At 62.8% G+C, this 23252-nt stretch carries 20 protein-coding genes; 11 read left to right on the top strand and 9 right to left on the bottom strand.

What is annotated here, in order from left to right:
• Nucleotides 1–8: 8 nt before the first annotated feature.
• The 4 genes from I8746_RS11620 to I8746_RS11605 all read left to right on the top strand — a co-directional run bounded on the left by I8746_RS11620 (nt 9) and on the right by I8746_RS11605 (nt 4368).
• Entirely contained in the window at nt 9–1298 is a 1290-nt protein-coding gene (locus tag I8746_RS11620; RefSeq protein ID WP_014755958.1) for an FAD-binding oxidoreductase, read from the top strand.
• A 173-nt stretch (nt 1299–1471) separates the two neighbouring features.
• Entirely contained in the window at nt 1472–2302 is an 831-nt protein-coding gene (locus tag I8746_RS11615; RefSeq protein ID WP_014860797.1) for an alpha/beta fold hydrolase, read from the top strand.
• 229 nt (nt 2303–2531) lie between these two features.
• A complete protein-coding gene (locus I8746_RS11610) occupies nt 2532–3443 on the top strand; it encodes an RHS repeat-associated core domain-containing protein (protein WP_014755957.1) in 912 nt (303 codons plus the stop codon).
• A gap of 145 nt (nt 3444–3588) precedes the next feature.
• Complete coding sequence (locus tag I8746_RS11605; protein WP_012051814.1) at nt 3589–4368, top strand: TSUP family transporter; 780 nt, start codon at nt 3589–3591, stop codon at nt 4366–4368.
• A gap of 68 nt (nt 4369–4436) precedes the next feature.
• Here the strand turns inward: I8746_RS11605 and nudC are convergent, their stop codons facing one another.
• On the bottom strand, nt 4437–5267 hold the full coding sequence (nudC, locus tag I8746_RS11600) for an NAD(+) diphosphatase (protein ID WP_012051813.1): 831 nt from the start codon (nt 5265–5267) through the stop codon (nt 4437–4439).
• A gap of 36 nt (nt 5268–5303) precedes the next feature.
• The gene (locus tag I8746_RS11595) at nt 5304–6116 is read right to left on the bottom strand and encodes a crotonase/enoyl-CoA hydratase family protein (RefSeq protein WP_004576977.1); all 813 of its coding nucleotides are present in this window, start codon (nt 6114–6116) and stop codon (nt 5304–5306) included.
• A 150-nt stretch (nt 6117–6266) separates the two neighbouring features.
• Between I8746_RS11595 and nhaB the strand changes: the two genes are divergently transcribed.
• The 3 genes from nhaB (at nt 6267) to I8746_RS11580 (ending at nt 9508) form a co-directional block, all read left to right on the top strand.
• A complete protein-coding gene (gene nhaB / locus I8746_RS11590) occupies nt 6267–7769 on the top strand; it encodes a sodium/proton antiporter NhaB (RefSeq protein WP_003251254.1) in 1503 nt (500 codons plus the stop codon).
• A 146-nt stretch (nt 7770–7915) separates the two neighbouring features.
• Complete coding sequence (locus I8746_RS11585) at nt 7916–8461, top strand: lipocalin family protein (protein WP_003251256.1); 546 nt, start codon at nt 7916–7918, stop codon at nt 8459–8461.
• Between the two features lie 87 nt (nt 8462–8548).
• Complete coding sequence (locus I8746_RS11580) at nt 8549–9508, top strand: ribonuclease Z (RefSeq protein ID WP_003251258.1); 960 nt, start codon at nt 8549–8551, stop codon at nt 9506–9508.
• Here the strand turns inward: I8746_RS11580 and I8746_RS11575 are convergent.
• Together I8746_RS11575 and I8746_RS11570 are read right to left on the bottom strand one after the other, a co-directional pair.
• A complete protein-coding gene (locus tag I8746_RS11575; RefSeq protein WP_012051810.1) occupies nt 9505–10788 on the bottom strand; it encodes a Zn-dependent hydrolase in 1284 nt (427 codons plus the stop codon). The two genes, I8746_RS11580 and I8746_RS11575, sit on opposite strands and share 4 nt — an antisense overlap.
• Nucleotides 10789–10837: 49 nt before the next feature.
• A complete protein-coding gene (locus I8746_RS11570) occupies nt 10838–12328 on the bottom strand; it encodes an NCS1 family nucleobase:cation symporter-1 (protein WP_047604814.1) in 1491 nt (496 codons plus the stop codon).
• Between the two features lie 343 nt (nt 12329–12671).
• Here I8746_RS11570 and hydA point away from each other — a divergent pair, with 343 nt between their 5' ends.
• The 3 genes from hydA to preA all read left to right on the top strand — a co-directional run bounded on the left by hydA (nt 12672) and on the right by preA (nt 16935).
• Nucleotides 12672–14111, top strand: coding sequence for a dihydropyrimidinase (gene hydA, locus I8746_RS11565; RefSeq protein WP_221100704.1), 1440 nt, complete (start codon nt 12672–12674; stop codon nt 14109–14111).
• Between the two features lie 181 nt (nt 14112–14292).
• A complete protein-coding gene (locus I8746_RS11560) occupies nt 14293–15660 on the top strand; it encodes an NAD(P)-dependent oxidoreductase (RefSeq protein WP_041168390.1) in 1368 nt (455 codons plus the stop codon).
• The gene (gene preA, locus I8746_RS11555) at nt 15661–16935 is read left to right on the top strand and encodes an NAD-dependent dihydropyrimidine dehydrogenase subunit PreA (protein WP_014755953.1); all 1275 of its coding nucleotides are present in this window, start codon (nt 15661–15663) and stop codon (nt 16933–16935) included.
• A gap of 227 nt (nt 16936–17162) precedes the next feature.
• Here preA and I8746_RS11550 read toward each other — a convergent pair whose 3' ends face one another.
• From I8746_RS11550 to gnd, 5 genes are all read right to left on the bottom strand, one after another.
• Complete coding sequence (locus tag I8746_RS11550; protein WP_026031824.1) at nt 17163–17783, bottom strand: TetR/AcrR family transcriptional regulator; 621 nt, start codon at nt 17781–17783, stop codon at nt 17163–17165.
• Nucleotides 17783–18139 carry a VOC family protein gene (locus I8746_RS11545; protein ID WP_003251273.1) on the bottom strand — a complete coding sequence of 119 codons (357 nt, stop codon included), beginning with the start codon at nt 18137–18139 and terminating at the stop codon, nt 17783–17785. Before I8746_RS11545 ends, I8746_RS11550 begins: the two co-directional genes overlap by 1 nt.
• A gap of 66 nt (nt 18140–18205) precedes the next feature.
• Nucleotides 18206–20002 carry a glycoside hydrolase family 15 protein gene (locus I8746_RS11540; RefSeq protein ID WP_221100703.1) on the bottom strand — a complete coding sequence of 599 codons (1797 nt, stop codon included), beginning with the start codon at nt 20000–20002 and terminating at the stop codon, nt 18206–18208.
• A gap of 115 nt (nt 20003–20117) precedes the next feature.
• Nucleotides 20118–21623 (bottom strand): glucose-6-phosphate dehydrogenase, encoded by a 1506-nt coding sequence (gene zwf, locus I8746_RS11535; RefSeq protein WP_014755951.1) that lies wholly within the window; start codon nt 21621–21623, stop codon nt 20118–20120.
• The gene (gene gnd / locus I8746_RS11530) at nt 21620–22603 is read right to left on the bottom strand and encodes a phosphogluconate dehydrogenase (NAD(+)-dependent, decarboxylating) (protein WP_003251278.1); all 984 of its coding nucleotides are present in this window, start codon (nt 22601–22603) and stop codon (nt 21620–21622) included. Before gnd ends, zwf begins: the two co-directional genes overlap by 4 nt.
• A gap of 202 nt (nt 22604–22805) precedes the next feature.
• Here gnd and I8746_RS11525 point away from each other — a divergent pair, with 202 nt between their 5' ends.
• A complete protein-coding gene (locus I8746_RS11525) occupies nt 22806–22973 on the top strand; it encodes a DUF6026 family protein (RefSeq protein ID WP_003251280.1) in 168 nt (55 codons plus the stop codon).
• Nucleotides 22974–23252 lie beyond the last annotated feature (279 nt).

Here is a 23252-nt window from a genome sequence, read left to right as displayed (position 1 = left end):
AATCCCGCATGTTCAAACAATCCGCCCAGCACGTCGCCAGTTACTACGCCCAGACCTACCCCGCCAACATCCCATTACGCCCTACCCTGCAAGGCACTCAGGACACCGATGTGCTGATCATCGGCGCCGGTTTCAGCGGCCTGCACACTGCCCTGCGGCTGACCCAGGCCGGCAAGCGCGTAACGCTGCTGGAAGCCAGCCGGGTTGCCTGGGCGGCCTCCGGACGCAACGGTGGCCAGGCCCTGTTGGGCTGGTCGTGCGACATGCCGCCGCTGGAGCAGGCCCTTGGCATCGAACGCACCCAACGGCTATGGGCCAGCATGTGCTGGGCCGCCGACGAGATGCGCGAATTGCCTCAACGCCACGGTTTCGACATCGACTACCGGCAGGGCAGCCTGTGGACTGCGGTATTGCCACGCCGGGTGAAAATGCTCGAAGAGGCCCTGCATGATGCCGAGCATAAATGGGGTTACGACGCCCTGCGCCTGATTGGCCGTGACGAGTTGCCGCAATGGATCGACAGCCCGCGCTACCAGGCCGCGCTGTACGACGCCAAAGGTGCCCACCTCAACCCGCTGAAACTGGCACAGGGCCTGGCCAATACCATCGAGGCTGCCGGCGGGCAAATCTACGAACAGAGCCAGGTGCTCAGCTACCAGCAGGCTCGCGACGGCTATGTCGCCCGTACCGACCGTGGCGAAGTTCGCTGCCAGGTATTGGTGCTGGCCTGCAACGCCTACATCGACCGCCTTGACCGCAGCCTGTCGCGTCGCCTGTTACCAGTCGGTTCCTACCAGGTCGCCACTGCGCCTCTGGATGCCGACTTCGCCCATTCGTTACTACCTCGCAACAGTTGTGTGATCGACAACCAGTTCGTACCCGACTACTTTCGCCTCACCCCGGACCACCGCCTGCTGTTCGGTGGCGGCTGCACTTACCTGGGCGGCATTCCCAAGGACGTCGCCAGCGCCACCCGCCCGTACCTGGAGCGGGTATTCCCGCAACTGGCCGGGGTGGCCATTGACTATGCCTGGGGCGGCCATATCGATTGCAGCATCAAGCGCACCCCGGACGTCGGTCGCGAGGGCCAGCGCTACTGGCTGCAGGGCTTCTCCGGTCATGGCGTACTGCCGACCCTGGCGGCGGCGCGTGCGGTCAGCGATGCCATTCTCGGCGATGAAGACCTGTTGGCGCTGTACCAAGGCATCGACAACGGCCGCTTCCCCGGTGGCGACCTGCTGGCTGCGCCATTGGAAGCGGCGGCAAAGGCCTGGTACCGCATGCGCGACCGCGTCTGAAGGGCATCAGTATTGCCTGTGCGGGCCTCTTCGCGGGTGAACCCGCTCCTACACTGTGAGGTCCCTTTCACCCGCGAAGAGGCCCGCACAGGCACCACAACTTCCTGATACCCGCCAAAAACCCTCCTATTCTCAATAGCTCCCTTCGCTTCCTGCACCCAGGAGACACGACCATGAGCTATGTAACCACGAAGGACGGCGTACAGATTTTCTACAAGGACTGGGGCCCGCGCGATGCACCGGTGATCCACTTCCACCACGGCTGGCCGCTCAGTGCCGATGACTGGGACGCGCAGATGCTGTTCTTCCTCGCTGAAGGCTACCGCGTGGTCGCCCACGACCGGCGGGGCCATGGCCGCTCCAGCCAGGTATGGGACGGCCACGACATGGACCACTATGCCGACGACGTAGCCGCCGTGGTCGCCCACCTAGGCACCCAGGGCGCCGTGCATGTCGGCCACTCGACCGGCGGCGGCGAAGTGGTGCGCTACATGGCACGGCACCCTGAAGACAAGGTGGCCAAGGCCGTGCTGATCGCGGCCGTACCCCCTTTGATGGTGCAAACCCCCGGCAACCCCGGTGGCCTGCCCAAGTCGGTATTCGACGGTTTCCAGGCCCAGGTTGCCAGCAACCGGGCGCAGTTCTACCGGGATGTGCCAACAGGGCCGTTCTACGGCTACAACCGCCCTGGGGTCGAAGCCAGCGAAGGCATCATCGGCAACTGGTGGCGCCAAGGCATGATCGGCAGTGCAAAGGCCCATTACGATGGCATCGTGGCGTTTTCCCAGACCGATTTCACCGAGGACCTCAAGGGCATCCAGCAGCCGGTGCTGGTGATGCACGGCGACGATGACCAGATCGTGCCCTATGAAAATTCCGGGGTACTGTCGGCCAGGCTGCTGCCCAACGGCACGCTAAAAACCTACAAAGGCTACCCGCATGGCATGCCCACCACCCATGCCGATGTGATCAATGCGGATTTGCTGGCGTTTATCCGTAGTTGATGCTTTCGCCTGTACCGGCCCTTTCGCGGGTAAACCCGCTCCTACAGGTCCTCCACCGTCCTCAAGACCTGTGCAGTACCTGTAGGAGCGGGTTTACCCGCGAAAGGGCCGGTACAAGCAACACACTTATGTGGTGTCTGTATGCAACTGGCAAATCTACCAGTTGCGCGCCTGCCTATTTTGTTCGAGGGTAGTCTCAATTGACCATTCCCACGCCAGCAGGTTGACCATGTCACAAAACAGGAAGCAATGCTTATTTTACAAAAATGACCACCTGTCTTCGAAAATTGACAGCGGACGTTCCGTGACAGTGTTTTCCATCTCAAACATTCCTCTGGCGGAACACTCAACCGAAACACTATTACTGGCAACAGACTCACGTAACTCCATAGCAAGGCGCTCTTATCGCAGCGGCACTTGCAACCTGACCTACACCGCTTACGGGTACAGCGTTACAGCTCATATGATGGGATTCACCGGACAACGCTTCGATGACGTCACAAACTGCTACCTCCTTGGTAACGGTTATCGCGCCTTTAGTCCGAGATTAGCTCGATTTTATTCAGCAGACAGCCTCAGCCCGTTTACAAAACACACACATAACGCCTATGCCTATTGCCTGGGTGACCCAGTAAATTACCACGACCCTTCGGGACATATGTTACGCCACCTCAATACAATGTGGAATAGCGTAAAGAATAAGTTCGTGAAGCCCAGGATTCATTACATCAACAAAGCAAGGGAAGCAATCACGAATTTCCCCAACCTCGAACAATACTCCACTATCGTTGACAGTCCAAACGTAACCCAAGACACCCTCCAGATGATCTACAAGCTTCCGAAGATGGACGCCATGCTTGCTGAGCTTAGAGACACAGCAGTCCTTAACTGGCGTTTCAAGAAAGGCAATATTGAAGGCCCCATCATTCAAGACTTTGACTATCTCAAGCATTTGGACATAGACGGACAACTTGCCTACATAGGACTAGTGGAAAAGAGCCATAAGTATAGAGCCCAGTTGAACAACTTAGCATTCGCGTCCCAGCAAACCGCCAAAAGGCATTCGAGCATTCAATTACCCGCTACGTCACCTGATCTATCACATCCAGCCACTCTCAGATCAGTGAGGCGAGGGTCATAAAGACACTAACCTGAACGAGCACGTCTGCATCGGGTTTGAAACAAGTAAACGGCTTGAAACACTGACAGCCTCAGGGACGAGAGATTATCATGGCCGATTATCAGTCCATTTGCCGCAATCCGGCCCTTCAGCTTGAAAGCCTCCCATGCCCTTCGAACTCACCGTAGAACCCCTAACCCTCCTCATCCTGGCGCTGGTCGCCTTCGTCGCCGGATTCATCGACGCCATCGCCGGTGGCGGGGGCCTGCTCACCACCCCGGCCCTGCTCACCGCCGGCATGCCACCGCACCTGGTGCTGGGCACCAACAAGCTCAGTTCCACCTTCGGCTCGGCCACCGCAAGTTTCACTTACTACAAACGCAAACTGTTCCATCCGGCGCAGTGGCGCCCGGCATTGTTCGCCACCCTGACCGGGGCGTTGCTCGGCGCCGTCATCGCCCACTACATGCCAGCCGAATGGCTGAACAAGATGCTGCCAGTGATCGTCTTCGCCTGTGGCATCTACCTGTTGTTCGGCGGCACGCCCAAGGCGCCGCTGGATGCCGATGCTCCGATCAAGAAAAAGTGGCAAGTCCCGCAAGGCTTCACCCTGGGCTTCTACGACGGCGTAGCCGGCCCGGGTACCGGGGCGTTCTGGACGGTCAGTACCCTGCTGCTGTACCCCATCGACCTGGTACGCGCCAGCGGCGTGGCGCGCAGCATGAACTTCGTCAGCAACATCGCGGCGCTGACGGTGTTCATCATTTCCGGGCAGGTGGACTATATCGTCGGCCTGTGCATGGGCCTGTCGGTGATGGTCGGCGCCTTTTTCGGCGCACGCACTGCGATCAGCGGCGGCAGCAAGTTCATCCGCCCGGTGTTCATCACCGTGGTGCTGGCGTTGACCGTGCGCTTAGCGTGGCAACACTGGTTCGGGCAGGCCTGAGGGGCTTTGGCAATGGAATGACCATTGCCTGCGCCCTGCGCCTAGTCGGAGCACATTGTTCACTGCAGCTAGGACGGGAAAGCAGGGATATCACAGCCCAGCCGCCGCGCAACATACAGATCGATCAGGTAACGGGCAATGGACCGCCCGGCCGGCAGCGGCGGCAAGTCGTGGACGCTGAACCACTTGGCGTCCTCGATCTCGTCCGGCTGCATGACAATCTCGCCCCCGGCATACTCGGCATGGAAACCCAGCATCATCGAATGCGGGAACGGCCAGCACTGGCTGCCGACGTACTGGATGTTCCGCACCTCCACCGCCACTTCTTCGCGCACTTCGCGCACCAGGCAGTCTTCGGCCGATTCACCCGGCTCGGCAAAACCTGCCAAGGTGCTGTACACCCCGGTAACGAAGCGTGGCGAACGCGCCAGCAGGATTTCATCACCGCGTGTCACCAGCACGATCATGCTGGGTGAAATGCGCGGATAGCTGCGCAGGTCGCAGGGCTGGCAGTACATCGCCCGCTCCCAGCGAATTTGCGTCATCGCCTGGCCGCAACTGCCGCAGAAGCGATGCTCGCGCGCCCAGGTACCGATTTGTGCGGCATAGCCCAGCACCTTGTAGGTGTCGAAGTCGCCTTCGAGCATGAACGCACGCAGGCCGCGCCAGCTGCAGCCAGGCACATCAGTGGCGCTGCGCAGTTCCAGCAGGAACACCGGCTGGCCGTCAAAGTGACCGATGCCGTGCTCGCACAGCACGTCGAGGTCCTGGCGCTTGAGCCAGTCGCGGGGGAACAGCGCGCCGTTGGCGTCCACCAGAAACCCTTCAGGGCTGCGGGCCACGGCCAGCCCCCCGGTCATCTGTGGGTCGAGTACTGCAGTAGTCCAGCGTGCTGACATGTCGGGGGTTCCTTTACTGCGCGTCCCCCGGCCCAATCAGTCGGCGAACGTCGGTTTCTGTTTGCTCATGTGCGCCGCCACAGCCACGCGCAGGTCTTCGGACTGCAGCATCGCGGCGTTCCAGGTGGCAATGTAGTCCAGGCCATCGTCGATGCGATGGTCACGCATGTAGCTGAGCATTTCCTTGGTGCCGGCCACAGCGATCGGCGATTTTGCGGCAATCTCGCGGGCGATGGCAAAGACGCCGTCCATCAGTGCGGCCTGATCATCATAGACTCGGTTGACCAGGCCGATGCGCAGCGCCTCGTCGGCCTCGACATTGCGCCCGGTAAACGCCAGCTCCCGCATGATGCCGTCGCCAATGATGCGTGGCAAACGTTGCAATGTGCCAACATCGGCCGCCATACCCATGTCGATTTCCTTGATCGAGAACTGCGCGTCACTGCTGCAGTAGCGCATGTCGCATGCCGAGATGAGGTCGATGGCGCCGCCGATGCAGTAGCCTTGCACGGCCGCCAGTACGGGTTTGCGGCACGTGTCCACAGCGGTGAACGAGGCCTGCAGCCGCTGGATGGTCTTGCGCAGGAAGCGTGCATTGCGGCCCACGTCCTTGCCCATCTGCCCAGCCAGCGAGGCCAGCATCATCAGGTCGATACCGGCGGAAAAGTGCTTGCCAGCGCCGCTGATCACCACCGCGCGCACGGCATCGGTGTCATCGATCCACTGGAAGATGTCGACGATTTCCTCCCAGAAGGCCGCATTCATCGCGTTGACCTTCTCTGGGCGATTGATCTGAACATGGGCGACGCTGTCGGTCAGTTCGACCTTTAATGCACTGTACTCGGTCACGGGCGGCACTCCTGCGGGCGAAAAGTTCATGGTCCGGATGTTAACTCATGCCGATGACCGTACTTGTGCCAAAAACGGGACTGTATGCCTTGCCTAAGGCGCAATGATCCGGCACCGTGCGCCATCGCTGAATCATAAGGATACATATTCATGTCGCGCTCCCTGACCGGCGCCCTCGCTCACGGTTTCCTGGGCCAGTCGCCGCTTTGGTACAAAGCGGTCATCTGCCTGTTCCTGGTGCTCAATCCGCTTCTACTGGCAACCATTGGCCCGGCTGCAGCCGGGTGGGCGCTGGTAATCGAGTTCATCTTCACCCTGGGCATGGCGCTGAAGTGCTACCCGCTGATGCCCGGGGGATTGTTGCTGATCGAAGCCCTGCTGTTGCAGATGACCACGCCGCAGGCACTGTACGAAGAACTGCAGCACAACTTCCCGGTAATCCTGCTGCTGATGTTCATGGTCGCCGGTATCCATTTCATGAAGGAACTGCTGCTGTTCCTGTTCTCGCGCATTCTGCTGGGTGTGCGCTCGAAAGCCATGCTGTCGCTACTGTTCTGCGTACTGTCGGCATTCCTTTCGGCGTTTCTCGATGCGCTGACCGTGACGGCCGTGATCATCAGCGCCGCGGTCGGCTTTTATGCGGTCTACCATCGCGTGGCGTCCGGCGCCAACCCGCGTGAAGACAGCGCACTGGACAGCGACCAGCAAGTGGCGCAGTTACACCGTGACGACCTGAACCAGTTCCGCGCGTTCCTGCGCAGCTTGCTGATGCACGGCGCAGTGGGTACCGCCTTGGGTGGCGTGTGCACGCTGGTGGGCGAGCCGCAGAACCTGCTGATCGGCCACGAGATGGGCTGGCACTTCGCTGACTTCTTCCTCAAGGTGGCGCCCGTGTCGATACCGGTGCTGGGTGCCGGCCTGCTGACCTGCGTGTTGCTGGAGAAGCTGCGCCTGTTCGGCTACGGCACGCTGATGCCTGAGACAGTGCGCCAGGTACTGGCTGCCTATGCCGCCGAGGACGATGCCGCACGTACCCAGGCCCAGCGCATCGCGCTGTGGGTACAAGGGCTTGCTGCCCTGATCCTGATCATCTGCCTGGGGCTGCATGTGGCCGAGGTCGGCCTGATCGGCCTGATGGTGATCGTACTGATCACGGCCTTCACCGGCATCACCGACGAGCACCGCCTGGGCCGTGCCTTCCAGGACGCCATGCCATTCACTTCGCTGTTGGTGGTGTTCTTTGCCGTGGTCGCGGTGATTCATCAGCAACAATTGTTCAGCCCATTGATCAGCTGGGTGCTGACGCTGCCGGCCGAACAGCAACCGGGCATGCTGTATCTGGCCAACGGTTTGCTGTCGGCGATCAGCGACAATGTGTTCGTTGCCACCATCTACATCACCGAAGTGAAGCAGGCATTTCTCAACGGCAGCATGAGCCGCGAGCATTTCGAAACACTGGCGGTGGCGATCAACACCGGCACCAACCTGCCAAGCGTGGCGACGCCGAACGGGCAGGCGGCGTTCCTGTTCCTGCTGACCTCGGCCATTGCGCCGCTGATCCGGCTGTCGTATGGACGGATGGTGTGGATGGCGCTGCCCTATACCGTGGTGATGGGCGGGTTGGGATGGTGGGCGGTGACGTACTGGCTGTGAGGCAGGCCTGTGCGGACCTGTGCGGGCCCTTTCGCGGGTAAACCCGCTCCTGCACGGGTTTACCCGCAGGCAATATCGTCTACAACTTTTTCCCCGCACAGGCGTCGAAACACAGGTACGCCCCATCCGCTCCAAGGAGGTCACCCATGGCGCTGCGCACTACACTGCTGCTTTCCTGCATGACCCTGGCCCTGCTCGGCTGCGCCGGCAACGATCACCCGGCACCGCCGCGCACCCAGCAGGTCGACTTGCAACGCTACCAGGGCACTTGGTATGAACTGGCGCGACTGCCGATGTTCTTCCAGCGTAACTGCGTGAAGTCCGAGGCGCGCTATGGCTTGCGCGAGGACGGCCGTATCGATGTAACCAACCGCTGCCAGGAAAAGGACGGCCAGTGGAATGAAGCCAAGGGCATCGCCGAGGCTCAGCAACCGGGCAGCACCGACAAGCTGTGGGTGCGCTTCGACAACTGGTTCAGCCGCCTGGCACCGGGCCTGACCAAGGGCGAGTACTGGGTGCTGTACCACGACAAGGACTACCGCGTGGCTCTGGTCGGCCACCCCAACCGCGAGTACCTGTGGCTGCTTTCGCGCACGCCAGCGGTCACCGACCAGCAGCGCGAGCAACTGCTGACAATCGCCCGAGAGCAAGGGTATGACACCAGCAAGCTCATCTGGCGACAGGATAACTAGCGGGCCGTCGACGGCGGGTGGCAATCCGGCTAAGGTGTGCGCCCCGTATCACCTTGGCCGCTTCTGGCCTGAAACAGGAGCCTGAGCATGGACCTGCTGTTCCTCGGCACCTCCGCCGGGGTGCCCACCAAGGCACGCAATGTCAGCGCCACAGCTGTGATCGAAGCCAGTGGCAGCCACTGGTATCTGGTCGATTGCGGCGAAGGCACCCAGCACCGCCTGCTGCACACCCCGCTTTCGATCCGCGACCTGCGCGCGATCTTCATCACCCACGTGCATGGTGACCATTGCTTCGGCCTGCCCGGCCTGCTGGCCAGCGCGGGCATGAGCGGGCGCACCCAGCCGCTGGAAGTGATCCTGCCCGCCGTACTGCACGATTGGGTACGCCAGGGCCTGGTTGCCAGCGACACCTTCCTGCCGTTCGAGCTACGCCTGTTGCCCGTGGAAGCGCTGATCGCATGGCGCAGCGAAACCCTGCAGGTGACCACCGTGCAACTGTCGCACCGGGTGCCCAGCGTGGGTTTCGTATTCACCGAAATCAACCCTGAGCCACGCCTGGACATCCAGCGCCTGGACGCCGAGGGCATACCGCGTGGTCCGCTGTGGGGCGAGCTGGCCAAGGGGTTGACCGTGACGTTCAACGGGCAACTGCTGAACGGCAACGACTACCTGCGCCCTTCGCGTCCGCCCCAGCGGGTGATCGTGTGCGGGGACAACGACAAACCAGCGCTGCTGGCAGCCGTCGCCAGGGGGGCGGATGTACTGGTGCACGAAGCCACCTTCACCCAGGCGGTGGTCGAACGCACCGGGGGCACGTTCGGCCACAGCACCGCCGCTGAGGTGGCACGCTTTGCCGAGGCCGCTGGCGTGCGCAACCTGGTACTGACGCATTTCAGCGCCCGCTACCAGAACGACCCACGGCGCAGCCCGCACATCGACACCGTGCGCGACGAGGCCCTCGCCCATTACAGCGGGCAGTTGACCCTGGCGCAGGACCTGCAGCGCTATCACCTTGGCCGTAACGGCCTTCTTGAGGCCAGTGCCTAGGCCGCCAGCCGCCCGCTGGCAATTGCCTCCGACGCCGCCAGCATCGCCCGCAACAACACTGCGCAGCCCGCCGCCAGGTCATCGGGCGTGGCGTTCTCGATCTCGTTATGGCTGATGCCGTTTTCGCACGGCACGAAAATCATCCCCGCCGGCCCCAGCTCGGCCAGGAAGATCGCGTCATGCCCCGCCCCACTGACGATGTCCATGTGCGGCAGGCCCAACGCCTTGGCCGACTCGCGTACGGCGTCGACACAGCCTTTGTCGAAGTAAAGCGCCGGGAAGTCTGCCGTGGGCACCAGCTCATGGCTCAGGCCATGCTTGGTACAGGTCGCCTCGATCACCCCGCGCACATCGGCAATCATCGCATTCAACTGCTCGCCCTCCAGGTGGCGGAAGTCGAGGGTCATGCGCACTTCGCCCGGGATCACGTTACGCGAGCCCGGGTACGCCTGAAGGCAACCCACCGTGCCGCAAGCGTGGGGCTGGTGGGCAAGCGCCGTGCGGTTGACCGCCTCTACCACAGCGGCTGCCCCCACCAGGGCGTCCTTGCGCAGGTGCATCGGCGTAGGGCCGGCATGGGCTTCAACACCGCGCAGGGTCAGGTCGAACCACTTCTGGCCCAGCGCGCCGAGGACCACGCCGATGGTCTTGGCCTGGTCCTCAAGGATAGGACCCTGCTCGATATGCGCTTCGAAATACGCCCCCACCGGGTGCCCCGACACGGCACGCGGACCGGCGTAGCCAATGGTGTTCAACGCTTCGCCAACGCTGACACCCTGGGCATCGCGCTTGGCCAGGGTGTCTTCCAGGGTGAACTTGCCGGCGAACACCCCTGAACCCATCATGCACGGCGCAAAACGCGAACCTTCTTCGTTGGTCCACACCACCACTTCGAGCGGCGCGTCGGTTTCCACGCCCAGGTCGTTGAGGGTACGGATCACCTCCAGCCCGGCCATCACCCCGAAGCAGCCATCGAACTTGCCGCCGGTGGGCTGGGTGTCGATATGGCTACCGGTCATCACCGGCGGCAGCTTGGGGTTACGGCCCGGACGGCGGGCGAATATGTTGCCGACAGCGTCGATGCTGACCGAGCAACCGGCCGCCTCGCACCACTGCACGAACAGATCGCGGGCCTGGCGGTCGAGGTCGGTCAAGGCCAGGCGGCAGACACCGCCCTTGGCAGTGGCGCCGAGCCGGGCCAGGTCCATCAGCGACTGCCACAGGCGGGTGCTGTCGACGTGACGGGCGTTGGTCTTCAGGATCTCATTGACGGGGGTCACGGGCTTCTCCTTCAGGCTTCTTATTGTTTGTACGGGCCTCTTCGAGGCCTCAAGGCAAGGGTTTGACCAACCGCACCGGGTTGCGTGCCGCCAAACCGCCAAGCGCGGCGTACAGTGCACCGCCCAGCAACGAGCCGGTGAACCAGCCATAGTCGTAGAACCAGCTGAAACTGCTGTTGCCAATCGCCATTACCGTCAGCCCTACTGGCAAGGCGAAGGCGGCAAAACCGGCCCAGTTCCACGCGGGATACACGTCGTCGCGGTATAGCCCGGCCAGGTCCAGCTTCTGCCGCCGGATCAGGAAGTAGTCCACCACCATGATGCCGGCAATGGGCCCCAACAAGCTGGAATAGCCCAGCAGCCAGTTGGAATACACGCTCTCCAGGCTAAGGTCGGAGACAATCAGGCCCAGTTTCTTCAGCAGTTCATGCCCCATCAGCGCCAGGCCGATAAAGCCGGTCAGCCATACCGCGCGGCTTCGGCCGATCAGGCGTGGGGCAATGTTCTGGAAGTCATTGGTGGGCGACACGATGTTCGCCGCGGTGTTGGTCGACAGCGTGGCAATCACGATCAGCGCCATGGCCAGGGCCACCCAGAACGGGCTTTGAATCTTGCCGATCAGGGTGACCGGGTCGGACACCGTCTCGCCCACCAGCGACGCCGAAGCGGCGGTCAGCACCACACCCAGCGCAGCGAACAGGAACATGGTCAGCGGCAGGCCGAAGATCTGCCCGAGAATCTGGTCCTTCTGGCTGCGGGCGTAGCGGCTGAAGTCGGGAATGTTCAGCGACAGTGTGGCCCAGAAGCCGACCATGGCCGTAAGCCCGGCGCAGAAGTAACTGACCACGCTCGCCCCTTCTGGGCGCTTGGGCGGCTGTGCCAACAGTTCGGTCATCGACATGTGCGGCAAGGCCCAGAACAGCAGACCGACGCCCACTGCCACCAGCAGCGGTGCCGACAGCGTTTCCAGCCACTTGATCGACTCGGCGCCGCGCAGCACCACCCACAGGTTCAGGCACCAGAAGATCATGAAGCCAATTACCTCGCCTGTCCCGCCCAGCGCCTTCCAGCCGTCGAACACCGAACCCAGGAACAGGTGAATGGCCAGCCCGCCGAACATGGTCTGGATACCGAACCAACCACAGGCCACCACCGCGCGGATCAGGCACGGTACGTTGGAGCCGAGAATGCCGAACGACGAACGCAGCAGCACCGGAAACGGGATGCCGTACTTGGTACCGGGAAAGGCATTGAGGGTAAGCGGTATCAGCACGATAACGTTGGCCAGCAGGATCGCCAGCAGCGCTTCGCCAACACTGAGGCCGAAGTAGGCGGTAAGGACACCGCCGAGGGTGTAGGTGGGTACGCAGATGGACATGCCCACCCACAGGGCGGTGATGTGCCATTTGTTCCAGGTGCGCTGGTGCACCTTGGTCGGTGCTATGTCGGGGTTGTAGCGCGGGCTGTCGAGGACATCGCTGCCCTCGGACAGCTCGAACAGGCCATCTTGCTCGACCACTTCCGATCTGCTCTGTTGCATAGGCCCTTCTCCAGTTTTTCTTCTATTTTTTCGCTCATCAGGCTGATTCGATGACCGGAGTTCGCACGCGGAATTGTGCTTAGAAATCTCGACCAGATTTTCATCTTGTCAAGTTAGTCAAATACCCGGAAAACCCCGGCGCCCATTCGCGCGTTAATTTTTTCCTATTGATATCAACAACTTAAAAACCACAAATTTAATGGGAAAATTTTCTTGCTGAATCCAGAATCAGCATCTAGCCTCGAATCTTGTCAGGCCTGACAGGATTGACCGCCCTGCCCGCCCTGCATCCATGACAATGCAAAGAACCGGCCAAGACCGGTCAGCCTGCGAGGAAAACGGCATGTCCCTGTTGATCCGTGGCGCCACCGTGGTTACCCACGAAGAGCGTTATCCCGCCGATGTCCTGTGTGCCGATGGCCTGATCCGTGCCATCGGGCAAAACCTCGAACCGCCCACCGACTGCGAGATCCTCGACGGCAGCGGCCAGTACCTGATGCCCGGGGGCATCGATCCGCACACCCACATGCAGTTGCCGTTCATGGGCACGGTGGCCAGTGAGGACTTCTTCAGCGGCACCGCTGCGGGCCTGGCTGGCGGCACCACCTCGATCATCGACTTCGTCATTCCCAACCCGCAGCAGTCGTTGCTGGAGGCCTTCCACACGTGGCGTGGCTGGGCGCAGAAAAGCGCCAGCGACTATGGCTTCCACGTCGCCATCACCTGGTGGAGCGAGCAGGTGGCCGAAGAGATGGGCGAGCTGGTGGCCAAGCACGGGGTGAACAGCTTCAAGCATTTCATGGCCTACAAAAATGCGATCATGGCCGCCGACGATACCCTGGTGGCCAGCTTCGAGCGTTGCCTGCAACTGGGCGCGGTGCCCACCGTGCATGCCGAAAACGGCGAGCTGGTGTACCACCTGCAGAAAAAACTGCTCGCCCAGGGCATGACCGGGCCGGAAGCCCACCCGCTGTCGCGCCCCTCGCAGGTGGAAGGCGAAGCGGCCAGCCGCGCCATCCGCATTGCCGAAACCCTCGGCACGCCGTTGTACCTGGTGCACATTTCCAGCCGCGAGGCACTGGATGAAATCGCCTATGCCCGGGGCAAGGGCCAGCCGGTGTATGGCGAGGTGCTGCCCGGCCACCTGCTGCTGGACGACAGTGTCTACCGTGACCCGGACTGGGCCATCGCCGCCGGTTATGTGATGAGCCCGCCGTTCCGCCCACGCGAGCACCAGGAGGCGCTGTGGCGCGGCTTGCAGTCGGGCAACCTACACACCACCGCCACCGACCACTGCTGCTTCTGCGCCGAGCAGAAAGCCATGGGCCGCGACGACTTCAGCCGCATCCCCAACGGCACCGCCGGCATCGAAGATCGCATGGCAGTACTGTGGGATGCCGGGGTCAACAGCGGGCGTCTGTCGATGCACGAATTCGTCGCGCTGACCTCTACCAACACGGCGAAAATCTTCAACCTGTTCCCGCGCAAGGGCGCTATCCGCGTGGGTGCCGATGCCGACCTGGTGCTGTGGGACCCGCAGGGCACCCGCACCATCTCCGCCAAAACCCACCACCAGCAGGTGGACTTCAACATTTTCGAAGGCCGCACCGTGCGCGGCATCCCAAGCCACACCATCAGCCAGGGGAAGGTGCTCTGGGCCGATGGCGACCTGCGCGCCGAGCCGGGCGCGGGGCGGTATGTGGAACGGCCGGCGTACCCGGCGGTGTATGAGGTGCTGGGGCGCCGGGCCGAGCATCAGCGGCCGATGCCTGTTCAGCGCTGAAGCCACTGGGCTGCTGTGCAGCCCATCGCGACGCAAGGCCGCTCCCACAGGGATCGCGCCAGCTTTTAGAAATTGAGCAAGACAGTTGCTCCCACAAGGACCGCGATCGCCTGTGGGAGCGGCCCCAGAATCGACCGCAATACCTGTCGCCTGCACCAAAAAAAATAGAGAGGCTACAACCGTGACCAACGCCCTGAACCACTTGCCGCGCCCACGGGCCGGCGCCGACCAGTTGGCCGAGCGCTTCAGCGACCTGGCCCCACCCCTCACCGCGCGCCAGGCCGCCCTGGAAAGTGCACGCTGCCTGTACTGCTACGACGCCCCCTGCGTCAACGCTTGCCCCAGCGAGATCGACATCCCCTCGTTCATACACCGCATCAGTGACGAAAACCTGCAAGGCGCCGCCGAGCGCATTCTTTCGGCCAACATTCTGGGCGGTAGTTGCGCCCGCGTGTGCCCCACCGAAATCCTCTGTCAGCAAGCCTGCGTGCGCAACAATGCCCAGGAATGCGCGCCGGTGCTGATCGGCCAGTTGCAGCGTTACGCCTTGGACAACGCCCAGTTCAGCGCACACCCATTCAAGCGCTCGGCAACCACCGGCAAGCGTATCGCCGTGGTCGGCGCCGGCCCGGCAGGGCTGTCCTGCGCCCACCGCCTGGCCATGCACGGCCATGACGTGGTGGTGTTCGAGGCCTGCGACAAGGCCGGTGGCCTCAACGAGTACGGCATCGCCCGCTACAAGCTGGTAGACGACTATGCCCAGCGTGAAGTGGATTTCTTGTTGGGGATTGGCGGTATCGAAGTCCGCCATGGCCAGCGCCTGGGTGGCAACCTCAGCCTGGGCGAACTGCGCGATCAGTACGACGCGGTGTTCCTGGGCCTCGGCCTGAATGCCGTGCGCCAGCTAGGGCTGCCCGACGAGGAAGCACCCGGAGTGGTCGCCGCCACCGAATACATCCGCGAGCTACGCCAGGCCGATGATCTGAGCCAGCTCCCGTTGGCCGACCGCTGCCTGGTGATCGGTGCTGGCAACACGGCCATCGACATGGCTGTGCAGATGAGCCGTCTGGGGGCCCGCGACGTCAACCTGGTGTACCGCCGTGGCCACGCCGACATGGGCGCTACCGGCCACGAGCAGGACATTGCCAAAGCCAACCAGGTGCGCCTGCACACCTGGGCCCGCCCTGATGCCGTGCTGCTGGACGACGCCGGCAGGGTCCGCGGCATGCGTTTTGCCTGCACCGAGCTGGCGGAAGGCCGCCTGCGCGATACCGGCGAAACCTTCGAGCTGGCTGCGGACGCCATCTTCAAGGCCATTGGCCAACGCTTTGACGATGCCAGCCTCGGCGACCCGGTGGCTGCGCAACTGGCCCGCGAGGGTGAGCGCATCCGCGTGGACGAAAACCTGCAGACCAGCCTGCCGGGCGTGTACGCAGGCGGCGACTGCACCGCACTGGGGCAGGACCTTACCGTGCAGGCCGTGCAACACGGCAAGCTGGCCGCCGAAGCCATCCATGCCCAACTCATGCTCAACGTGGAGGCAGCGTAAATGGCCGACTTGTCTATCGTATTTGCCGGCATCAAGGCACCCAACCCCTTCTGGCTGGCCTCCGCACCGCCAACCGACAAGGCCTACAACGTGGTCCGCGCCTTCGAGGCCGGCTGGGGCGGCGTGGTCTGGAAGACCCTGGGCGAAGACCCTGCGGCGGTCAACGTGTCGTCGCGCTACTCGGCGCACTATGGCCCCAACCGTCAGGTACAGGGGATCAACAATATCGAGTTGATCACCGACCGCTCACTGGACATCAACCTGCGTGAAATTACCCAGGTAAAGAAGGACTGGCCCGACCGCGCACTGATTGTGTCGCTGATGGTGCCGTGCATAGAGGAATCGTGGAAGTTCATCCTGCCGCTGGTGGAAGCCACCGGGGCTGATGGCATCGAGCTGAACTTCGGTTGCCCGCACGGAATGCCGGAGCGCGGCATGGGGGCGGCCGTCGGCCAGGTGCCGGAATATGTGGAAATGGTCACCCGCTGGTGCAAGACGTACTGCGCGCTGCCGGTGATCGTGAAGCTTACGCCAAACATCACCGATATCCGCCAGTCGGCCCGCGCCGCGCACCGGGGCGGGGCCGATGCGGTGTCGTTGATCAACACCATCAACTCCATCACCAGCGTCGACCTGGACCGCATGGTGGCCCACCCGATTGTCGGAGACCAGAGCACCCATGGCGGTTACTGCGGTTCGGCAGTGAAGCCGATTGCCTTGAACATGGTGGCGGAAATCGCCCGCGACCCGGAAACGCGGGGCTTGCCGATTTGTGGCATTGGCGGCATCGGCAACTGGCGTGACGCCGCCGAGTTCATGGCCCTGGGCAGTGGCGCCGTGCAGGTGTGCACGGCAGCGATGCTGCATGGCTTCCGTATCGTCGAGGACATGCAGGACGGCCTGGCACGCTGGATGGACCAGCAGGGGCATGCCACTATCGAAGCGTTCCGCGGGCAGGCGGTGGGGCATACCACCGACTGGAAATACCTGGACATCAACTACAAGTCGGTCGCGCACATTGACCAGGAGGCGTGCATTGGCTGCGGGCGCTGCCACATTGCGTGCGAGGACACCTCGCACCAGGCGATTGCCAGCACGCTGAAGGCTGACGGCACGCATGCCTACAGTGTGATCGAAGAGGAGTGCGTAGGCTGCAACCTGTGCCAGATCACCTGCCCGGTGGAAAACTGCATCGAAATGGAGGCACAGGACACCGGCAAGCCATACCTGAACTGGACGCAGGATCCGCGTAACCCCTACCGCGAGGCCAGTTGAAGCGGGTCACCGCCTGAACAGCTGACGCGCCCCCTGTGGGAGCAACTGTCTTGCTCAATTTCTAAAAGCGGGCGCGATACCTGTGGGAGCGGCCTTGTGTCGCGATTGGGCCGCACAGCGGCCCCAGCAGTCTTTGCCGCGATACAGACATCGAGGGGCCGCTTCGCGGCCCAATCGCGACACAAGGCCGCTACCACAAAAAGACCACGTCCACCTGGAATGCCGGATCACGGCGCCAGCCCTATTCCCCGCAAGATCACGCTGGTCACCGTCTGCACCGCATTCTCGAAGGCCATGTCAGACAGCACCTCGCCGCCGTTGAGCAACTGCACCTGGTAACCAAAGTCAGCATAGTGCTGGGTAGACGCCCAGATCATGTACAGCAACGCCGAAGGCTCTACCGGCAGAATACGCCCCTCTTCCACCCAGCAGCGGATCTTGGCTTCTTTCATCTTCGCCCAGGGCACCAGGCTTTCGTCGAGGTTCACCCCCAGCACCGGCGCCCCGTGCAGCATCTCTTCGGCCCAGATTTTCGAGCCCAGCGGCCGCGAGCGCGAATGGCCCATCTTTGCCCGGATGTAGCTGGTCAGCACCACACGCGGGTCGTCGAAGTTCTCGAAGCACAGGGCGTCCTGCTTCCACACATCCAGCAGGTCCTGCAGCACCGCGCGGAACAGCTCGTCCTTGGTGCTGAAGTAATAATGCAGGTTGGAGCGTGGCAGCTCAGCCTGCTCGGCGATATCACCCATGGAGGTGGCGCCATAGCCCTTCTCGGCAAACACCTTTTCCGCCGCTTGCAGGATTTTTTCGATATTGCGTCGGCGGATTTCGATCTTGTGATTGGCCATCAGGCTTGGGCCGTCCACACCGCCAGCTCATAACCGTCCGGGTCGATGAAATGAAAGCGCCGCCCGCCGGGGAAGGCAAAGGTCGCCCGGCTGATTTTCGCCCCGGCAGCTTCGATCCGCTGCTGCGTGGCCTCCAGGTCGTCAGCGTACAGGATGACCAGCGGCCCGCCCGGGCGCACCGGCTCACCCGTGGTGAAGCCCCCCGTCAACCGGCCATCGCTGAACTCGGTGTAAGTCGGCCCGTAGTCGGTGAACGCCCAGCCAAACACACTGCCATAGAAGGCCTTGCTCCGTGAGATGTCGCTGACATTGAACTCGATGTTGTCGATCTGCCGGTCAGTACCGCGAATGCCCATGTATGCTCCGTGCCGAAAGGGTTTGGCCTAGTCTACTCCGGTCAAGGCAGTCGCCCTACTCATTCGCTACCCACAACGCGCCCGGTCGCGCGCCGGGCACTGTGCGCGGTGCAGATTCAGCGCGGTGTTGATGATGCCTATCTGGCTGAAGGCCTGGGGGAAGTTGCCGAGCATGCGCTGGCCGGCCGAGTCGTACTGTTCGGCCAGCAGGCCGAGGTCGTTGCACAGGCCGGTCAGGTGTTGGTACAGCGCTTCGGCTTTGCCCTGGCGCCCCAGCAATACATAAACGTCAGCCAGCCAGAACGAACACACCAGGAAGGTGCCCTCTCCCGGCGTCAGGCCGTCGCTGCAGCTGTCACTGTCATAGCGCAGCAACAGGCCGTTCTTCATCAGACGCTGTTCGATCTGTTCCAGGGTGCGCATGAAGCGTGGGTCATCCGCCGGCAGGAAGCCGGTCAGGGCGATCTGCAACAGGCTGGCGTCCATTTCGGTCGAACCATAGGCCTGGACGAAGAACCGGCCGCTGGGGTCCAGGCCGTGCTCGCACACGTCGCGGTGAATTTCGTCCGCCACCTGGCGATAATGCTGCCCGCGCTCGCGGCCTTCTTCTGTGGTGTCGGCCAGCCCTGCGGCGCGGTCGAAGGCGACCCAGGCCATCACCTTGGAGTGCACGAACTGCTGCCGGCCGCCACGCACTTCCCAGATGCCCTCGTCCGGCTCGCGCCAGATGCGTTCGACATAAGGCAATATCAAGCGCGAAATGGCGGCGCTGCGCGGGTGACGGGGCAACCCGCCCCTGATCGCCTGAGTCATCGCATCGGCCAGTTCGCCATAGATGTCCAGTTGTGTCTGCGCCGAGGCGGCGTTGCCCACCCGCACCGGCTGTGAATGTTCATAACCGGCCAACCACGGCAAGGTGTACTCCTGCAGGTCACGCTCGCCAGCCAGGCCATACATGATCTGCATCTGCTCGGGGTTGCCGGCCACCGAGCGCAGCAGCCACTCGCGCCAGGCCTGGGCCTCGTCGAAGTAGCCAAGGTTCATGAAGGCCAGCAGGGTCATGGTCGCGTCGCGCAGCCAACAGAAGCGGTAGTCCCAATTGCGCTCGCCCCCCACACGCTCAGGCAACGAAGTGGTGACGGCAGCGACAATACCGCCGGTGGGGGCGTAGGTCATGGCCTTGAGGGTGAGCAGCGACCGACGCACCAGGGCGGTATATGGCCCTACCTGCGGGCAGCGGTCGGCGAAGGCCTGCCATTGCTCACAGGTGTTTGCCAGGGCATGGTCGATGTTGCAGTCAGGCTGCACCGGCAAGTGCGAGGGCTGGTGACGCAGGCTGAAGACCTGGCGCTGGCCCGTGCTGACGCGAAAGCGGCAGCCGGTATGATGGTCGCGGGCTTGCGGGGGCACGGTGCTGCACAGGATCAAACGGTCAGGGCCGGCGACGGCACTGAGGGTCAGTGGGTCGAGCCGTTCCACCCAGGGCACGCTGCGGCCGTAGTCGAAGCGCATGACCAGGTCCATTTCGAAATGGGTTTCGCCAGACAAGCCTTCGACGATGCGCACCACCGAATTGACTTCGCCCAAGGGCATGAAGTCGAGCACCCGGGCACGACCGCTGGCGGTGACCCAGGTGGTTTCCAGCACCAGGGTGTCGCCCAGGTATTGGCGGCTGCTGTGCGTTACCGGGTCGCAAGGGGCCAGGCGCCAGCGGCCATTTTCTTCGTTGCCCAGCAGGGCGGCGAACACGGCGGGGGCGTCGAAGCGTGGCAGGCACAGCCAGTCCAGCGCGCCATCGCGGCTGACCAGCGCCGCACTGCGGCAATTGCCCAGCAGGGCGTAGTCTTCGATGTGGGCAGGCATTGAGTCTCCTTTGTGTGGTTGCCTGTGCTGCCCGCTTCGCAGGTGCCTGAGGGAATGGAATGCCCTGCAGGCGCGGGCTTGCCCGCGAAAGGGCCGGCACAGGCTTGCAAACCTCTCACCCCAACCGGTGCCACTCCCGCTTGTCGCGGGTCAGCAATTCATTGCCGGCCTCAGGCCCATCTTCGCCAGCCGAGTACTCATGCACTTCGCCGCCCTGGGCCCAGGCATCGAGAAACGGCTGCACCGCTCGCCAGCCGTTTTCGATGTTGTCAGCCCGCTGGAACAGGGTCTGGTCACCGGTCAGGCAGTCATAGATCAGCGTCTCGTAGCCAGTGGCCGGGGTCATCTTGAAGAAGTCCTTGTAGGCAAAACCCAACTCGACATTCTCCATCACCAGCTCTGGCCCGGGCCGTTTGGCTTGCAGATCGAACCACATGCCTTCATTGGGCTGGATCTGGATTTTCAGGTAGTTGGGTTTGGGCCGTTCCAGCTCCGACTCGCGAAACTGCGCATACGGTGCGGGCTTGAAGCAGATGGCAATCTCGGTGTCACGCACGCTCATGCGCTTGCCGGTGCGCAGGTAAAATGGCACGCCGGCCCAGCGCCAGTTGTCGATCATCACCTTCAGCGCCACGTAGGTCTCGGTCTGGCTATCCGGCGCGACGTTGGCCTCCTGACGGTAGCCTGGCAACGGCTTGCGCCCCTGCTTGCCAGCGCTGTACTGGCCTCGCACGGAGTTCTTCAGGGCCATTTTTGCCGACCATGGGCGAATAGCGCCGACCACCTTGGCTTTTTCACCGCGCACCGCATCGGCACCGAACGCGGCCGGCGGCTCCATGGCCACCATCGCCAGCAACTGGAACAGGTGGTTGGGCACCATGTCGCGCAGGGCGCCGGTGCTGTCATAGAACGCACCACGGGTCTCGACACCGACGGTTTCCGCTGCGGTGATCTGCACGTGGTCGATGTAGTGGTTGTTCCAGAACGATTCGAACAGGCCGTTGGAAAAGCGGCTGACCAGAATATTCTGCACCGTCTCTTTGCCCAGGTAATGGTCGATGCGGTAGATCTGCCGCTCGCCCATCACCTTCAGCAGGCAGGCGTTGAGCGCCTCGGCGCTGGCCAGGTCGGTGCCGAACGGTTTTTCAACCACCACCCGGCGAAAGCCGCCGGCAGACTCGTCCAGCAGGCCGGCCTGCCCCAGGCGCTGCGCCACCTCGGGGAAGAAGCGCGGCGACGTGGCCAGATAGAAAATGGCATTGCCGTGGCGGGTCTTGTCGATGCGCCTGGCCAGGGCCTGGTAGGTGGCCGGATCGAGAAAGTCGCCCGTCTGATAATCCAGGCGCTTGGCCAGGCGGGCCCATAGTTTCTCGTCCAGGCACTTGGCGGTGCCCTCGCTTCCTTTGTCACGCTCGACCATGAACGCGTGCAGGCGCGCGGCGAAATCCTCGGCGCTGGCCGGGTTATGGTCGACGCCGACGATGCGCAGGTTACGGTCCAGCAAACCGTCGCGGCTGAGGTTGTACAGCGCGGGCATCAGCAGGCGCTTGACCAGGTCGCCATTGGCGCCGAACAGGAACAGGGTACAAGGGGGGGCGGCCGCAAGGGTCTGTTTAGTCATTCGCCTTTCTTCTCGACGTGGCCACCGAAGCCCAGGCGCATGGCCGAGAGGATCTTGTCACCGTAGGTGCCCTGTTGCTGGCGCGAACGGAAGCGCGCGAACAGTGCGCTGGACAACACCGGCACCGGCACCGCCTGCTCGACGGCGGCGTCGATGGTCCAGCGGCCTTCGCCACTGTCGGACACCGAGCCACTGAATTGCGACAGCTGAGGGTCGGCCACCAGTGCATCGGCGGTGAGGTCGAGCAGCCACGAGGTCACCACGCTGCCGCGTCGCCACACTTCGGCAATTTCGGCCACGTTCAGGTCGAAGCGCTGGTCTTCGGGCAGCTCGTTGCCGCCCTTGCTGCGCAGCAGGTCGAAGCCTTCGGCATAGGCCTGCATCAGGCCGTACTCGATGCCGTTATGCACCATTTTCACGTAGTGCCCGGCGCCCGGTGGGCCGGCATGGATATAGCCGTGCTCGGCACGCTGGTGCTCGCCGCTGCGGCCATGGGTACGCGGGATGTCGCCCACGCCCGGCGCCAGCGCCTTGAACAGCGGCTCGAGGCGCTCGAACACGTCCTTTTCGCCGCCGATCATCATGCAGTAGCCGCGGTCCAGGCCCCACACGCCGCCGGAAGTCCCGACGTCCAGATAATGCAGGCCGCGCTTGGCCAGTTCGGCGGCGCGGCGCATGTCGTCCTTGTAGAAGGTGTTGCCACCGTCGATGATCGCATCGCCCGGTTCCAGCAATTCGGCCAGCTGGGCGATAGTCTGCTCGGTGGCGTCGCCAGCCGGCAGCATCACCCAGACCGCGCGCGGCGCTTTCAGCTTTTGCACCAGTGCACCGAGGTCATGCGCGCCCTGGGCGCCTTCGCCCTCCAGGCCGGTGATGGCTTCACGGTTGCGGTCGTGCACCACGGTGCGGTGACCGGCGCGCATCAGGCGCCTTGCGATATTGCCGCCCATACGGCCCAGCCCGATGATTCCCAGTTGCATGAGCCAATGCTCCCTTTTCGAAATGGATGACGACAGTCCAGCTTTTCAGATTAGTCCAGCATGCCGCCCGAGGGTTCAGCGACGAACGGCAAGACCACAATAAACAAAAAAGTTCCCAAGCCCGGTGAAAGAATTCAGAATGCGCCCCGCGTGAAGCGTCTACGCTTTGACTTGTCACCAGCCAAAACCGCGAGGTGTGCTCATGGGTACATTGATGCCAGCAACCCCACCCCAGACCCTCTATGTCTCTGTGCGCCGTGATGAGCTGCGTAAACTGAAGGACGAACGTGACCAGCTGCGTCAGCAGGTTGCCCAACTGAACCTGCTGTTGGCGCAGCAACGCGCTGGCGATAAAGCGGTCAGCCTCTGATCGATTCCTTTTTCGCCTGTGGGGGCTGCATGGCTCCCACCCGATCCTGAATCCAGTCACCGTCTTTGAACCCTATCGGGCAACCGAAGCGGCTTTGTGCCCAAAAAGGGCCGGCACTGAAGCAGAATCCTGCGCCCATACCCGCCTCTTCGCAGCCTAAAGCCACGCTTACGCCTACGCACCCAAAAGGTGCATTGCGCGTAACGAGCCACAATTTGGCGCAGCTCGAAACCCCTCTGCCCCACACTCGCCCACCCCGTTTCACAACCCCTCACAAAC

The organism is Pseudomonas sp. USTB-Z (assembly GCF_019691255.1).
Classification (GTDB): domain Bacteria; phylum Pseudomonadota; class Gammaproteobacteria; order Pseudomonadales; family Pseudomonadaceae; genus Aquipseudomonas; species Aquipseudomonas alloputida.
Note: the sequence above shows the minus strand (reverse complement) of the source record. Positions and strands in the feature narration are given on the sequence as shown.